This window comes from Nitrospirota bacterium (genome assembly GCA_040756155.1).
GTDB lineage: Bacteria > Nitrospirota > Thermodesulfovibrionia > JACRGW01 > JBFLZU01 > JBFLZU01.
The window spans coordinates 30,324-45,011 of record JBFLZU010000041.1 but is presented as its reverse complement, the minus strand read 5'-3'; the positions used below and the strand labels follow the sequence as shown (position 1 = coordinate 45,011).

The window sequence follows — 14,688 nt, the reverse complement described above, 5'->3', positions numbered from 1 at the left end:
TCAATTTCCGTTGGTTTACTCGCTGTAACACCGTGTGTCTTCAAGAAGTAATATATTTCAAGCAAAGCATTCTTATTCCTAAGTTCAATAACTTTTATGCCAAGTTTTTTTGCTTCTTCAATCATCAATACCTCATTCTTATTTTTGCTTCCCTCAATCAAATTAGTAATCCACCAGTCAATATCCTTGTTTGTCTTTTTAGCAGTATAGACTTTCTCCAGCAAGGTATGGGCATTATCAATAAATCTCTTGTTGATAGTTGCTAAAACATGGGGTCTATAATCTTTTCCTTCCAAGATTGCAATGATAATTTTGGATAAAAGTTTTTCCATAATCTCATTATCCTTTGATTTTTATGTCTTGTGGAATCAATCTTATTGCTTCATCTATTCTGTCAGCATTTTGCATCAATCTCTTTTCTGAGACTCTTTTACCCCTCAAGGAAGAGCCTGGCCTTTCTTTAACTTTCTGTTCAAATTCTTTCATCTGCTTGGTAACAACCTCTTCAACAAAACCGTCAGCTCTTGAGGTTATATCTATGTCATCCATTTTCTCTAAGACAATGACATATTCATCATCTATCTTGCCTATGTCTCTGCTTGTATATTTTCTGGTAGTGTCAATGTTCCTAAAGATTGTTTTTACTGCTCTGAAATTTAAATATGGTGCGAAGGCTAAGAAATGTCTATAACTCTCTATAAGTTCATATTCAAGACTTGAATTCCCAATAGCAATTACACAAATCCCACCCTTTTCTAAGACTCTGTTCATTTCTATCATAGAGCGAAACATATCGGCAAGATACTCTGAGAGGAGCCTAAATCTATTAGCAATATAATGGGAATGCCCCCCTATCTCATGTTTTCTAAATCCTTCGTAATCCATTCCAAGCCAAAGCATATTATACATATGGACTCGATAGTAATCTAAGGCGTTGACGTAAGGAGGAGATGTCACAATGAGTCTAGAGACGTTAGAATCGATCTCAAGAAATCTTGCATCTCCATGTATAACTGTTACTTTGGGTTCTTTCTTTACAATATTTCTCACCTCTCGAATTGTATCCATCATATTAGTTATTTTTCTATAAAAGTTAGCAAAAATGTCTATCCCATTCTCAGACTCAATTATTGACCATATTGTTGCCGAAAGAGCAACCAACCCTAACTCATGAATGTTATGCTTATCTTTTAATTCATCAAGTCCTTCTTTAATTAAACACAATTCATTTATCACATCTCTATTAAAGAGATTGCTTACATTTCTTTTTGGTAATTTTCTTAAGTATTCAGGTCTACGATGGTCACTATCTACATATTTCTTTATCTCCATTAGTTTTTTACCAAGAAGATTTAGATCTCCTTCTGGTATTAGTCGTGTCTTTACCTTTGTTATAAGACATGCCAATGGATTAAAGTCGTTACCAATAGAGTCCCGTCCATTTAAAAATGACTCAACAATTGTTGTCCCACAGCCACAAAATGGATCTATAACAATATCATTTTCGTTAGTAAATAAGCTGATAAAGGTTTTAGGAATCTGAGGTATAAATCTTGCTGGGTAAGAGTGAAATCTATGGGATAAATATTGCGTTTGGAAATCCTTAAAGTCCCAATCTATTAAATCAAGAGCATTATATTTTTCTTTATAAGACGAATAATTATTACTGATAATCTTTTCATATCTTTGAACCAGACTAACCTCAGTTTCAAATAACACCTCTTGCATTATCTTCTCCTCAAAATATATATATTGGCACCTTAAATTAACATTTCCTCTCTATCATCTCCCCGAATCTCTTAATCTATATCTTCCCACTCCTGAACAACTCCTGAATCTCAATAGTTCTTTGCGGAAGGGATTTCCTCATCTTGTTTGCAAAATAAAGCCACTTTAACCGACGTTCTATAGGCCATCTGCGGTATTCATCTAACTGCTCACGGCTTACAGTATAAACAAATCCTTTTTTCTGGCTTTCCATTTATCTCTCCAAAATCATCTTCAGGTATTCTACATCTGCGATGTCCTGTTTACGGCCTGACTTCTGCTTAAGCTTAATGAGATCATGAATTGAGACAGTAAGTATTTTTTCTTCTTGAAGCTCGATCACGACAGCCCTGTTTTTCAGTTCATCGTAAGGAATCGGTGAATCAAGGACAATGTCAATTTCTCCAATGGGTGATGTCTCACTGTAAAAATTTAATGCCGTCATTCCCTTTTCCTGGATCCAGGAATTCCTTTTTGCTTCATCAGCAAGTTCCATAGGATTAATTGGAACTTTTGGACGGTAGTCCCAATCGATAAGCTTTGTTACCAGTTTGTTGATATTTTCTGGTTGAAGCAATATCATAAGATCAATATCATAGGTCATTCTCGGAACACCATGAAAATTGACAGCCAATCCTCCTACGACAAGATAATCAACCTTCAGTTTATTAAGCTCCTTAAATATGCTCTGGAAATCTAATTCCATCTATTGAAATCTCTCAATCATGTCCCTGAACCTCTTAAACAGATATGCTGAGTCATTCGGTCCAGGCCCTGCCTCTGGGTGATACTGAGCAGAGAATATTGGTAACTCCACATGTTCCATGCCCTCCTCTGTCCCATCATATAGATTTTTGTGTGTTAATTTAACCTGACCATTAAGACTTTTAATATCAACACAGTAGTTATGATTCTGTGCTGTAATCTCAACCCCGCCTGTGGATAAATCTTTAACAGGATGATTCCCACCGTGATGTCCAAATTTAAGTTTGTATGTCCTGCCACCCATTGCAAGCCCCAGTATCTGATGACCAAGACAGATTCCAAAAATAGGCTTTTTGCCCATGAGCCTTTTTGTATTCTTTATGGCGTAAGTCACCGTCTCAGGGTCGCCTGGACCGTTACTCAAAACTATCCCATCAGGATCTATCTCAAGCACTTTCTCTATTGGGGTCTGAGCAGGCACAACGGTTACATCAAAGCCAGCATCAACAAGGTTCCTCAGAATATTAAACTTGACGCCGAAGTCATAGACAACAACCCTTTTAAGTCCTGAAGTCCTGAAGTCCTGAAGTCCTGAAGTTACATTAAGAAGTTTTTTTTCTTCTGTCCATTTATATGACCCTCTTGTTGTCACCTCTTTTACAAGGTCAAATGCAGAAATCCCAGGATGTGCTCTTACTTTTTTAAGCAGACTTGCTGGTTCTAAATCTATCGTGGAGATTATCCCCATCTGTGCACCATAATTTCTGAGATGTCTTGTCAGCGCCCTTGTATCAATGTCTTGAATCCCAACTATTTCATACTTTTTAAGATAGGCATCAATAGAATCTGTAGATTGCCAGTTACTTGGATAATCAAGATACTCTTTCACAACAAAGCCCTCAACCTTCGGGCCACCATTAGATTCAATATCCTCTTCATTCACACCGTAATTCCCAATCTGGGTGTAGGTCATGGTTACTATCTGTCCCTTATAGGATGGGTCTGTGAGTATCTCCTGATAGCCTGTCATACTGGTGTTGAATACCACCTCACCGATGGCTTCCCCTTCTGAGCCAAAAGACTCACCTTCGAAAATCATTCCGTCAGCCAATGCAAGGATTGCCTTTTTTACCATTCTGAGCTATACACCTTTCCTTTGCATATTGTGATAACAGGAATACCTGCTACCTTAAAACCGTTGAAGGGGGTATTTCTGCCTTTTGATTTAAACTTAGATGAATCAATGGTAATCTCTCTTTCAGGATCTATAATTGTAATATCTGCAATTGAGCCCACCTTAATCCCTCCCTTTTCAATACCAAGTATCTTTGCAGGATTACAGGACAACATCTCGATGAGACGACTCAATGTAATCCATCCATCTTTTACAAGCCTCATAGAAAGTGATAATGCAGTCTCAAGCCCTACAATCCCAAAAGGGGCATAGTCAAATTCAACCTCTTTTTCAAATTGGGCGTGGGGTGCATGGTCGGTTGCTATAACATCTATTGTCCCATCTCTTACCCCTTCTTTTATTGCCTCCACATCCTTCGCTGTTCTGAGCGGGGGATTCATCTTTGCATTCGTATCGTAATCTCTTATGGCATCCTCTGTTAGAGTAAAATATTGTGGACAGGTCTCTGCAGTAACATTTATACCTCTGCTCTTTGCATCCTTGATAATTCTCACTCCACCAGCAGTGGTTACATGGGCTATATGAACCCTTGCACCTGTATATTCTGATAGAGCAATATCTCTATGGACGATGATCTCTTCTGATACCACTGTCCTGCCCCTTAATCCAAGTTCAAGTGAAACCAGTCCTTCATTAACCATCCCATCCTCTGAAAGGTTTAAATCCTCGCAATGTGAGATTATTGGCATGTCAAAGGTCTTTGCATATTCCATCGCCCTTCTTATAACAAGACTGTTCGCCACAGGCTTACCATCATCTGAGATTGCCACACATCCAGTGGACTTTAATTCACCTATCTCTGAGAGCGTCTCTCCATTTAAACCCTTTGTAATTGCCCCGACAGGATATACGGTCACCATGCCTTCTTCGGCTGCCTTTCTCAGTATAAATTCTGTTACTGCACCATTGTCATTAACCGGCTCTGTATTGGGCATGCAACATATAGATGTGAAACCTCCCCTCACTGCAGCCTCTGTTCCGCTCTTTATAGTTTCTTTATATTCAAAGCCTGGTTCCCTCAGGTGTACATGCATATCGATCAGTCCCGGCGTAACTATGAGACCCTTTGCATCAATAGTTCGGAGTTCGGAGTTGTTGGAAAGTTCGGAGTTCGGAGTTCGGCGTCTCCCCCCCACCCCTTCTCTCCCCCTGTTTATTTCTTTTATTTTCCCGCCCTCTATCAAAATGTCGCCAATCCCATCAATCCCCTGTGATGGATCTATAATATGGCCATTCTTAATCAGTATCTTCATTTGTGAACACCTGCGAGCAGATATAGGACTGCCATTCTTATAGCCAGACCATTTGTTACCTGATCAAGTATTACTGAATATGGGCCATCAGCAACAGATGCTTCTATCTCTACACCCCTGTTTATTGGTCCAGGATGCATTATCAGAACATCCTCTTTTGCGAGCCTCACCCTTTCTTCTGTAAGACAGTAAAGCCTTGAATACTCTCTTATTGAAGGGAAGAATCCCCGCCCCTGTCTTTCAAGTTGAAGCCTTAACATCATTATCACATCAACACCATCAACAGCCTTTTCTATGTTATAAAAAATCTTAACACCGAGTTCCTCTATATTCTTCGGAAGCATCGTTGGTGGCCCTACAATCCTCACATCAGCCCCTAATTTCTTGAGCGCATATATGTTCGACCTCGCTACACGGCTATGCATGATATCACCCACGATTGTAACGGTAAGTCCAGTTAGCGACTTCTTTCTTTCCCTTATTGTAAATACATCAAGGAGTGCCTGTGTCGGATGTTCATGGGCACCATCGCCGGCATTTATCACTGAACTCTTTAGATTCTTTGCTAAGAGATGCGGTGCACCTGAGGCTGAATGTCTTACGATAAGTATGTCTGCATTCAATGCCTCTATATTCTTTGCGGTATCAATAAGACTCTCACCTTTTACGATGCTGCTTGTTGAGGTTGTAATATTTATTACATCAGCGCTCAGTGTCTTGCCTGCAATCTCAAAGGAGGTTCTTGTTCTCGTGCTTGGTTCATAAAAAAGGTTTACAATCGTCTTACCTCTCAGTGTAGGGACCTTCTTGATGTCTCTTTCTAAAACCTCTTTAAGGGAGTCTGCTGTATCAAGTATCAGGTTTATCTCAGATACATCGAGTTCTTTTATGCCTAAAAGGTCCTTTCTGTTAAGCCTCATTAATCCCCTCAAGAATAATTACACTGTCTTCATGTCCTTCTTCTTCGAGCATAACCTTAACATCTTCTCTCAGTGATGTAGGAATATTCTTACCCACATAATCCGCCCTTATTGGAAGTTCTTTATGACCTCTGTCAACAAGAACTGCAAGTTGTATCTCTTTAGGTCTACCGAGATCCATGAGTCCATCAAGTGCTGCCCTGATAGTCCTTCCTGTAAAAAGCACATCATCAACCAGTATTATTTTCTTATCAGTTACAGAAAAGGATATATCTGTTTTTCTTAATACATGATGTTTCTTCCGTTTCATAATGTCATCACGGTAAAGGGTTATGTCGAGTATACCAACGGGTATCTCCTTCTTTTCTATTTCAAACACCTTCCGTGCAAGCCTGTGGGCAAGGTGAGCCCCCCCTGTTCTTATGCCGACAAACACCAGCCCTTCTGTTCCTCTATTTTGTTCAAGTATCTCGTGGGCTATACGGCTTAATGTCCGTTCTATTGCTGTCCTGTCCATTACAATAGCCGTTACCTTATTCAATCCTGACCTCCAGATACAAAAAAACCTTCTCCCCATGAGGAAGAAGGTTTTTATTTATATTTATTGATAATATGTTATGCACCTTTATAGCCTCACGGAGCTATATTAAAGGTTTCTTTTTTGCAAGTTTAAAGTATTGTAATTTTTTTGTCAAGAGATTTTTGAGTTGACTTTTATATAAAGTGTTATTATGATTTTAGGTACTGCGAGGGTTTATGCAGGATAAAAGGATAATCACAGTAATCTGCATAGCATTTTTAATAATCAACATCATAGCACCTGTGATTTACCAGATTCATAATAATGGAGCTATGGACAAAGTTATTTTTGATAATCCTGCAGGATTAGTTGTGTTATTGTCCTTAAATATCTGCGAAAAACCTGCAGATTCCATCGTATCACCAGATAATACCATGATGCTATTAATGCCAGCCAACCCATCTATACAGATGTTTATAAACTGCACATATCTAACTGGCACTGCCTATACTCCAATTAATGAGGCAGGACTGTCCGCAATAGAAAAACCACCCAGATATTCCGCATAAGTATTCCACAATAATTCAGGATTAAGGACTTAAGGGGTAAGATTAATCCTTTATTATCAGCCCTTAATCACTTATTCTTTTAAAATTGTAGAAGGACTTTTCCTCCCTTCAGTCCTTCTGCATGCCCCATCATCCCTCGGAAGATCCGCTTGAAGCGGATACCTTCCAGGGAAGATGGGAAAATGAAGGAAGTCGCTTAAGACTTTGAGTTGGAAAGGAGGTGACGTGGTAGTAGATAGTAGATAGATAAGATTCACCAAGATTCAGGAAAAGGAAGGGGGTAAAAAATAGTTCAATTAAAAGATATCTAAAGGTTTGTCAATCTAGATCTAATTAACTAATTAACAAAATTCAAAATCTGGAGGTAAGAATTATGTTAGAAGAAAAGAATGAAATAAAAAGATTGTCAAGAAGAGGGCTACTCATGGGCGCAGGCAAAATTGCAGTCGGAGCGACTGGAATAGCAGTTGTATCAGCTGGGTGGCTGGGTCTGCTGTCAAAAGCAGCAGCGAAGGAGGCACCAAAACTGCCATGGCCGTATAAAAAGTTAGACATTCAAGAGGTCGGTGAGATAGCCTATAGCAACTGGTATAAGGGGTTTTGTTGTTATGCGGTAGCAAGTGGAATACTCATCCCCCTTCAGAAAAAGATAGGAGAGCCCTATACCCTATTCCCTGTAGAGTCACTTGTATGGGGACATGGAGGAGTAGTTGGCTGGGGAACACTTTGTGGGACAATGCTCGGATCAAGCATTGCTACAAGCCTTATATGTGGGCCTGGTGTAGCTAAAGACGGTGAACAAATAGCCAATGAAGTGATACATTGGTATGCGGACACAGAGTTACCAATTTATACACCAAAGCACCCAAAGGCAGAGGTCAAAGTGAAGAGCAAGAGCAACTCTCCCCTTTGCCATGTCTCAGTTGGCAGATGGATGAAGAAGGCAGATCGCGGATTCTGGACCCCTGAGAGGAAAGACAGGTGTGCCAGGCTTTCAGCAGATGTGGCTATGCAGACAGTGAAGCTCCTGAACGAGTGGGCAGAAGGTAAATTCAAGGCAGGACACAAACTACCTGCTTTGGTTCACAACATAACCGCTCAGCATAACTGCATGGAATGTCACGGAGGAAAAGTACCGGAAGTAAATACAAAAGGCAATCCGGCTAAATAAGGTAAAGAATAGAATGTATTGCTAATGGGGGGGCTATGCCCCCTCATTTTATTAATTCTGTATTAATAAAAACAGAATTTTAGAGAACTAATAGACAGGATATATTAGTCTAATCTCATTTATTGAAAATATCTATGATTAACCTCTTCGCAGCTGGTTAATTTAATTTGTAACTAACTGGAATTATGATCTGTGCTCCAACAGGAGGTTTGGGAAATGGGGAGACCCTTTTTATAGTATTTATGGCGTTCTTATCTAAAATCGCTACCCCTGAACTTTCTACGATTTTTATATCCTTAACATGTCCATTCTCGCAGACTATAAAAGATACAGTCACTTTACCAATCCATCCCATCTCCCTTGCAATACGTGGATAAGAAAGGTTTTTCTGTATCATATTCCTTATATACGAAAAGTGCTCTTTGAGGTATTTAGTTTTTTCATTTTCTATCGAGTTTCCCCTGTTTTCATCAGATATTACTGAAGATGTTACCGATCCGCCTGTATCAGTCAGGGCAGGTAAAGATGCGATTTTGGTACCAGTATTATCTGCCGGTTTTTGTGTAACAGGCACAGGAACCTGAGATTCTGATTCTGTTGGATTCATTTCATTCTTTACAGCAGGAACAGGCTCACTCTTTTGAACCACCTGCGCAATTCTCGACTGTGCTATTGGTCTTTTATCGTCATGCCTTTGATTAACAGGTCTGGTATCAGTCTTTACAGTGCTTGTGCTGCCTTCGATACTGAAGTCAATAACCACCACTTTCCCCTCCGACCTGATAGAATGGCTCAAACCAAGTATGAGCATGATTATTATGACATGGAGCAGAAACGAGACCTTAAATCCATTTATATTGTAATTCATCTTTTCTCCTCTGTCTGGAGGCTCACCCTCTTAAAGCCGAGGGACTTTACAGCATCGAGGACATCAACAAAAGTCTGTAATGCTATATTCCTGTCTGCCCTGATCAGTATGGGGGTGTTTTTATCTTTATCCTTCATTAAACTAAATAGATTACTTAGGGTAATCGGATTTGAATTCCAGAAGAGATTTCCCTTTTTATCTATCTCGATAATCTGAGTTCTCAGACTCTCTGCCTCACTCTTTGATGCCTTCGGGAGTTCAACAGGGATAATACCCTGTACAATAAATGTGGATGTTGTAAGGACAATAGTCAATAAGACGAGCATGATGTCTACAAACGGAATGACATTTATGTAATCAAATTCCTTCTCTTCCATGTCTAACGCTCCATCTTAAATTTCATTTGCAATTCTATCGTTTTAGTCATTCCTGCGGAAGCAGGGATCCAGCTCTTATAAATCAAAAATAAAATATCAAAATGCAAAATTATGGAATTCTTTAATCCCCCCTGCCCCCTTTAGTAAAGGGGGGTTGTGGGGGGATTTTTAATTTTTGCATTTTGCATTTGCTACTCTGGATTCCCGCCTGCGCGGGAATGACAGGTTAAGGAGTTCCCATTCTTTATCTCCCATTGCATCATAATAACCTTTACCCTTCTGAGGAGAAAATTATATAGTGCCACCGCTGGTATAGCAACAAGGAGACCAACGGCGGTTGCCTTAAGGGCAAGGGCAAGACCAACCATTATCCTCTTGGAATCTACAAAACCTTCCATCCCTACTGTATAAAATGTCAGCATAATCCCCAGCACCGTTCCTAATAATCCAATGTAAGGGGCATTGCTCCCGATGGTGGCTATAATATGGATTTTTCTTGTAAGTTCGAGTTCAAGGGCCTTTTTATCATCGAATCCATCCAGCTTAAAATTTTTGTAAAATAGTCTCCTTTCTATAGCAATCCCTACTGCTATAAAGCTTAGAAACACCAAAAAACCGATTATTCCATAATCAATTACAATCTTAAGCCACTCCATATACCTTTCCTCCTATAAAATTATTCTTATTCCTGTTACTACCATTAAAAAGCCCCATACAACAACTTAGCTCCTAAGAAAACTAAAATCCCCCCGCTTATTCTCTGCATTAAACCCTTGTGTTGAGGGATCTCAAGTCTTATTTTTTTGGAAAACCATCCTGCCGCACCTCCAAAAAGATATAAAGGAGATATAGATGTCCCGATGCTGAACATCAGCGCTATAAGTCCACCTGTAAAGATAGACTGTGTTGTTGAGGAATATAACAAGACGGCCGTGAGAGGTAAACACGGGATCAGGCTGATTACTACCCCCATGGAAATTAAATGCAAAAAAGGGTTTTTAAAGGATATCGTCTTTTTTATTTTATGACCATTTTGTGGACAGGTCTGAAGGGGCTTTAAGATAACGATGATACCTATCAGGAATATAACTACACCTGTTATAAGCAATATTAGCCCTGGATTTATCTCCTTCAGGATAACACTTCCTATATATCCGCATAATCCTCCCAACAAGGTATAAGTAGCAATCCTGGAGATGGAAAATATAATGGTGGCCTTAAACCCCTTACTAAACCCCTCCTGTGTGCCTATTATATATGTGCCTATATAAGGCAGACACGAAAAACTGCATAGGGTCATTCCATAAAAAAGACCTGCAATAAGCACACCCAGATAAGGGTTTGCAAAACCTTTAAAGAAATCAATATAAGGTAAAAGCTCCTGGTTATTCATTAATAGCTCCCTGAATGGACTTCTTTTAAGAATGCCTCTTTAGCTATCAGGGCTGCCCCGATTGCTGTAGTAATCTGCGGAGTAGGTGGGACATAGATTCCCCTTGCTAATTCATCCTCCATCGCCTTAACTAAACCATTATTTAAGGCAGGGCCGCCGTCAAAGAAGACCATATCTTCTATACCAATCCTTTTGACTAATCTAACTATCCGTTTGGCAATAGAATAATGAAGCCCGGCAATAATCTCCGGCTTTGCTTTACCCCTTGCCAGAAGAGATATTACCTCTGATTCGGCAAAGACAGTGCAGGTGCTGTTTATCTTCACAGGGATTTTTGCCTGCAGGGATAAATCACCTAAATCTGTTATGTTTATTTCCAGTATCCTGGCCATATTCTCCAGAAATCTTCCTGTACCGGCAGCGCATTTGTCATTCATAGCAAAGTTTTTAGTGACACCCTTCTCATCGAGGGCAATGACTTTACTGTCCTGCCCGCCAATATCTATGATTGTCCTCACACACCCTGCAGATTTGCCTAACCACTGTGCACCGGTGGCATTAGCAGTTATCTCACTGATGGTATCATTAGCGACATTTATCAGCCTCCTTCCATAACCGGTAGACACAATATATTTTACCCCGCACCCCGTAAAGCCCCGTGTTTTAACACGTGGTGCGGGGTTTATAGCCATATCGGGAATCTTAAACTCATCTAAAAGCTCCTTTAATGACCTCACAGTTGTTTCCTGACAATTTACACCAGTAGGTACAACCTTATGACTCAATACCCTGCTTTCATCTATCAGGGCCAGTTTTGTAAATGAGGAGCCGACATCTATCCCTATATAATATTCCATTTTTCTATCATCTCCTTTCTAAAACTAATGGAGCAGGAATTTTTTCGCTTGTATGTCTCATCCCTTTAATGGTCTCTAAAAAGGCTTCTATTCGGGTGCGGAGTTGTTCAATATCTTCAGGACTATAATCGGTTTCTATCTTCAGCATTGGAATTCCTTTCTCTTTTAGGGCATTCTCTATCCTTATAGCCTCCAGATCATAGGGATGACACCCTTTTAGTACGTGGTAGACCAGTCCTTCCACTCTAAAATCGTCTATCATTTGCAGAATACGCTTTATCCTGTCTTCAGTGGTAGTAAATATAGGGCAACTGCAAGGGAGTAGGTATCTCTCGGCAATACCAGCTAAGATATCAAACATCAAAGGCTCATCAACAGCTATCATGTCATAGATATATCGATTAGAGTTACAAAGTTCATCGGTAACTATGATACCTCCCATTTCCTCAATGATGTTAGGGAGCTTGTAATTTGGGAATATTATTGGCGCCCCTGTTAGCATTATACGTGGGGCTGTCCTCTTGCAGACATGAACCCCTTTTTGTAACCGCTCTTCCAGCTCATCGTTTATCGCCCTGACTGCTTCGGTCCAGTTCTCAGCCGTCTCATAGAAGTATGCATTCATAATCAGCAAGGCATCCCTTCCATTTATTACTGGCATCTCTGCCATCCTGATTTTATAGAATCGGCGGAATTCTGCCTGTGCGCCTTGAACAGTTTTGATAGCCTGACGTAATCTTCTTCTCGTTATCTTTATGCCGGTCAGTTTTTCGATCTTTCGCTTTAATTCCTTGACCTCGGTCAGCCAGTGGCGGTGTGATGCCTCTGTTTCTTTGATGCGCGGTACATCCAGCATCCAGACAGATACATATTCCTTTATAATCTCCCCAAGCTTTGTCTTCCAGTCGCAGGTAGCAGGTATTATAACCACATCGCAGGAGTTGTAAAATGGAAGTATCTGTAAGTGCCAGAGGCCAATAGTTGATTTGATTATAGGGCAGGCGATGTCAGGCAAAAAATCTCCTCCGACATCTATCGAATCATAAGCACCGGCACATAGTCGTACAGGAACTGCTCCAGCGGCATATATTAACTCCTCGGGCACAAACATGCAGTAGACACCAATAACCTTCTGCCTATCTTTTGTCTTTATTAAATCTCCGTTGTTTTCATAAAGGGTCTTAAACCTTTTATCAAAGTATGCCATCATTTGTGGTCGGATATTATCATCTTTCATCTTATCAAGCAGTTCTCTGGTTGACATAGCAAGATGAAGCCTGAGGCGTTTTTGCATCCTGACTGTATGATCCTTTTTTATGCCCTCATCTTTTAACTGCATTCATTTCTCCTTATTCCTGTATCAGATTAAAACTCACAACTCAAGCCTGCTGTATAGGTTCTTCCTTCAGAGGGATAACCAAGATGTGCATAATACACTTTATCAAACAGGTTATTAACTTCAAAAAATAGGTTTACCTTGTTGATCTGATAGGCTAATTTAGCATCAGCCACAAAGTAACTATTCAGTACCTCAGTGTTGGCGCTGTCATCAAAACGCCGATCCACATATTTGCCTCTGAAAATCAATGAACCATCCCATTTTGATAAGCGAATATTAAAATTAGCATTATGCTTGGGCTTATGGGTCAGAAAAAGGCCGGTATCCTCATCCTTGGCAATAAGATATATATAGGAAGCATTTATGCCCATCCACTCCACAACCTTCCAGTCAAAACTTCCCTCCGCTCCTTTACGGCTGCTGGAGCTTATATTTGCATAGCGATATATTCCGTCTGTTCCCTTTACAGTAGTAATTCCATCCGCTATCTGGCTCCAGAAGGCAATAGCAGACCAGCTGAAGGACTCCCTGAATTTGGCGGATAGGTTCAACTGATAATTGGTGGCCTGCTCCATTCCTAAATCAGGATTGCCCTTTGTAAAGGTACTCTCGTAATACCTCTGTCTAAAAGTGGGGGTATTGGAAGACCTATTCACCTGAATGCCTGCTTCCCAACCTTTCAGCTTATAAAATATTCCCACCTCAGGATTATAGGAGGAACCAAAATCAGAATGTTTATTGAGCCTCAGGCCCAGCCTCATGCTTAAGGGCCAACCCCCCACGCCAATTTCCTTGCTTCCATAAATACTGAACTGATTCTCATCATGTTTCCCGATGGTAGTTGCCTCAGCCCAGCGCAGCTCACCATTCAGACCCAGCAGAATAGCACCAATCCTGGGTAAATCTCCTTCCCATTTGAGATCTTGTCCCATTATTTGGCTTTTTAAATCGTTCTCTATTTTATTGTCTGGGTCATTATAATGTTCATCAAAACCAGTGTAATAAATGCGGCTATTTAGCCCTTTATATTTCAGCAATAAGGTTGTTCCCCAGCCTTGTTTTTCAGACCGAGCCAGAGGAGTAGGGTCAAAGGTTCTACCAGGATATCCTATTTCCTCCCCGGAATAGTTCAAGGACAGCCGTAGGTCAATTTCCTTACTTAGCATGGAGTTGATGCCAATTTTTCCTCCATAGGTCTTACTATCGCTATTTTTTCGATGTCCATCACTGCTCTTATAATTTCCTGACAGGGATAACCCTGTAGCCTTTACCTCTGTACCAAGATCAAAATCGTATCTTTGAGTATTAAAGGAGCCATATGAAGCTTCTATCCTATTTTTATATGTGATGTGGGCTTTTTTGGTAGTAATAAGAACAACGCCTCCGGTTGTATTATCCCCATAAAGCACTGCCCCGGCCCCTTTTATGATTTCTATCCTCTCAATGCTATATACCGAAATCCCTTTCAGATCTACCCCGCCGGAGACAGGGTCGGTCAGGGGTCTGCCGTCCAGAAGCACCAATACCTGTTTGGTCGGAGCCCCCTGCAGGCTAATCGAGGACTCAGTCGCACTTACCCCGGGGAGTTGATTGAGCAACTCAACCAGTGTATGCACAGAAAGAGACTTTATCTCTTCCTGTGTAATTACCAGTTCACCCCGCACCAAGATTTCTCTGGTGCGGGGTTTCATATCTGATTCCTCTCCGCAGGTATTTCCGATCAATATATGGCAAAAGATTAATATCATAAAAAG

Annotated in this window: 17 protein-coding genes; 2 read left to right on the top strand and 15 right to left on the bottom strand. The window is 40.4% G+C overall.

Annotation, left to right across the window (positions count from 1 at the left end):
• From AB1488_03640 to pyrR, 8 genes are all read right to left on the bottom strand, one after another.
• Window positions 1–332, bottom strand: a 332-nt coding sequence (locus AB1488_03640; protein ID MEW6409190.1) for a CfrBI family restriction endonuclease, incomplete at its 3' end; no start/stop codon positions are given.
• Between the two features lie 7 nt (window positions 333–339).
• Window positions 340–1,728 carry a DNA methyltransferase gene (locus AB1488_03635; GenBank protein MEW6409189.1) on the bottom strand — a complete coding sequence of 463 codons (1,389 nt, stop codon included), beginning with the start codon at window positions 1,726–1,728 and terminating at the stop codon, window positions 340–342.
• A gap of 76 nt (window positions 1,729–1,804) precedes the next feature.
• Window positions 1,805–1,981 carry a hypothetical protein gene (locus AB1488_03630; protein ID MEW6409188.1) on the bottom strand — a complete coding sequence of 59 codons (177 nt, stop codon included), beginning with the start codon at window positions 1,979–1,981 and terminating at the stop codon, window positions 1,805–1,807.
• Window positions 1,982–2,473, bottom strand: a complete 492-nt coding sequence (locus AB1488_03625; protein ID MEW6409187.1) for a DUF6036 family nucleotidyltransferase — start codon at window positions 2,471–2,473, stop codon at window positions 1,982–1,984.
• A complete protein-coding gene (gene carA, locus AB1488_03620; protein MEW6409186.1) occupies window positions 2,474–3,607 on the bottom strand; it encodes a glutamine-hydrolyzing carbamoyl-phosphate synthase small subunit in 1,134 nt (377 codons plus the stop codon).
• Window positions 3,601–4,920 carry a dihydroorotase gene (locus AB1488_03615; protein ID MEW6409185.1) on the bottom strand — a complete coding sequence of 440 codons (1,320 nt, stop codon included), beginning with the start codon at window positions 4,918–4,920 and terminating at the stop codon, window positions 3,601–3,603. Before AB1488_03615 ends, carA begins: the two co-directional genes overlap by 7 nt.
• Window positions 4,917–5,840 (bottom strand): aspartate carbamoyltransferase catalytic subunit, encoded by a 924-nt coding sequence (locus tag AB1488_03610; GenBank protein ID MEW6409184.1) that lies wholly within the window; start codon window positions 5,838–5,840, stop codon window positions 4,917–4,919. Before AB1488_03610 ends, AB1488_03615 begins: the two co-directional genes overlap by 4 nt.
• The gene (gene pyrR, locus AB1488_03605; GenBank protein MEW6409183.1) at window positions 5,830–6,381 is read right to left on the bottom strand and encodes a bifunctional pyr operon transcriptional regulator/uracil phosphoribosyltransferase PyrR; all 552 of its coding nucleotides are present in this window, start codon (window positions 6,379–6,381) and stop codon (window positions 5,830–5,832) included. Before pyrR ends, AB1488_03610 begins: the two co-directional genes overlap by 11 nt.
• A gap of 215 nt (window positions 6,382–6,596) precedes the next feature.
• Between pyrR and AB1488_03600 the strand changes: the two genes are divergently transcribed.
• Window positions 6,597–6,929, top strand: coding sequence for a hypothetical protein (locus AB1488_03600; protein MEW6409182.1), 333 nt, complete (start codon window positions 6,597–6,599; stop codon window positions 6,927–6,929).
• A 373-nt stretch (window positions 6,930–7,302) separates the two neighbouring features.
• Complete coding sequence (locus AB1488_03595; protein MEW6409181.1) at window positions 7,303–8,100, top strand: C-GCAxxG-C-C family (seleno)protein; 798 nt, start codon at window positions 7,303–7,305, stop codon at window positions 8,098–8,100.
• 157 nt (window positions 8,101–8,257) lie between these two features.
• On the opposite strand, the gene AB1488_03590 is transcribed toward AB1488_03595, so the two are convergent.
• From AB1488_03590 to AB1488_03560, 7 genes are all read right to left on the bottom strand, one after another.
• Complete coding sequence (locus AB1488_03590; protein ID MEW6409180.1) at window positions 8,258–8,968, bottom strand: energy transducer TonB; 711 nt, start codon at window positions 8,966–8,968, stop codon at window positions 8,258–8,260.
• Entirely contained in the window at window positions 8,965–9,345 is a 381-nt protein-coding gene (locus AB1488_03585; protein MEW6409179.1) for a biopolymer transporter ExbD, read from the bottom strand. The genes AB1488_03590 and AB1488_03585 overlap by 4 nt, the downstream gene beginning before the upstream one ends.
• A 191-nt stretch (window positions 9,346–9,536) precedes the next feature.
• A complete protein-coding gene (gene exbB / locus AB1488_03580; GenBank protein ID MEW6409178.1) occupies window positions 9,537–10,001 on the bottom strand; it encodes a TonB-system energizer ExbB in 465 nt (154 codons plus the stop codon).
• 44 nt (window positions 10,002–10,045) lie between these two features.
• Window positions 10,046–10,738, bottom strand: coding sequence for a sulfite exporter TauE/SafE family protein (locus tag AB1488_03575; GenBank protein MEW6409177.1), 693 nt, complete (start codon window positions 10,736–10,738; stop codon window positions 10,046–10,048).
• On the bottom strand, window positions 10,738–11,595 hold the full coding sequence (locus AB1488_03570) for an acyl-CoA dehydratase activase (GenBank protein MEW6409176.1): 858 nt from the start codon (window positions 11,593–11,595) through the stop codon (window positions 10,738–10,740). The genes AB1488_03575 and AB1488_03570 overlap by 1 nt, the downstream gene beginning before the upstream one ends.
• 7 nt (window positions 11,596–11,602) lie before the next feature.
• Entirely contained in the window at window positions 11,603–12,934 is a 1,332-nt protein-coding gene (locus AB1488_03565; protein MEW6409175.1) for a double-cubane-cluster-containing anaerobic reductase, read from the bottom strand.
• Between the two features lie 26 nt (window positions 12,935–12,960).
• Window positions 12,961–14,682: a TonB-dependent receptor gene (locus AB1488_03560; GenBank protein MEW6409174.1), complete on the bottom strand. Its 1,722-nt coding sequence runs from the start codon at window positions 14,680–14,682 to the stop codon at window positions 12,961–12,963.
• Window positions 14,683–14,688 lie beyond the last annotated feature (6 nt).

Bases quoted from the DNA above. Each gene is read 5' to 3' on its own strand.
- AB1488_03635 (MEW6409189.1), bottom strand. From the start codon at position 1,728: ATGCAAGAGGTGTTATTTGAAACTGAGGTTAGTCTGGTTCAAAGATAT.
- AB1488_03630 (MEW6409188.1), bottom strand. From the start codon at position 1,981: ATGGAAAGCCAGAAAAAAGGATTTGTTTATACTGTAAGCCGTGAGCAG.
- AB1488_03625 (MEW6409187.1), bottom strand. From the start codon at position 2,473: ATGGAATTAGATTTCCAGAGCATATTTAAGGAGCTTAATAAACTGAAG.
- carA (MEW6409186.1), bottom strand. From the start codon at position 3,607: ATGGTAAAAAAGGCAATCCTTGCATTGGCTGACGGAATGATTTTCGAA.
- AB1488_03615 (MEW6409185.1), bottom strand. From the start codon at position 4,920: ATGAAGATACTGATTAAGAATGGCCATATTATAGATCCATCACAGGGG.
- AB1488_03610 (MEW6409184.1), bottom strand. From the start codon at position 5,840: ATGAGGCTTAACAGAAAGGACCTTTTAGGCATAAAAGAACTCGATGTA.
- AB1488_03600 (MEW6409182.1), top strand. From the start codon at position 6,597: ATGCAGGATAAAAGGATAATCACAGTAATCTGCATAGCATTTTTAATA.
- AB1488_03595 (MEW6409181.1), top strand. From the start codon at position 7,303: ATGTTAGAAGAAAAGAATGAAATAAAAAGATTGTCAAGAAGAGGGCTA.
- AB1488_03590 (MEW6409180.1), bottom strand. From the start codon at position 8,968: ATGAATTACAATATAAATGGATTTAAGGTCTCGTTTCTGCTCCATGTC.
- AB1488_03585 (MEW6409179.1), bottom strand. From the start codon at position 9,345: ATGGAAGAGAAGGAATTTGATTACATAAATGTCATTCCGTTTGTAGAC.
- exbB (MEW6409178.1), bottom strand. From the start codon at position 10,001: ATGGAGTGGCTTAAGATTGTAATTGATTATGGAATAATCGGTTTTTTG.
- AB1488_03575 (MEW6409177.1), bottom strand. From the start codon at position 10,738: ATGAATAACCAGGAGCTTTTACCTTATATTGATTTCTTTAAAGGTTTT.
- AB1488_03570 (MEW6409176.1), bottom strand. From the start codon at position 11,595: ATGGAATATTATATAGGGATAGATGTCGGCTCCTCATTTACAAAACTG.
- AB1488_03565 (MEW6409175.1), bottom strand. From the start codon at position 12,934: ATGCAGTTAAAAGATGAGGGCATAAAAAAGGATCATACAGTCAGGATG.
- AB1488_03560 (MEW6409174.1), bottom strand. From the start codon at position 14,682: ATGATATTAATCTTTTGCCATATATTGATCGGAAATACCTGCGGAGAG.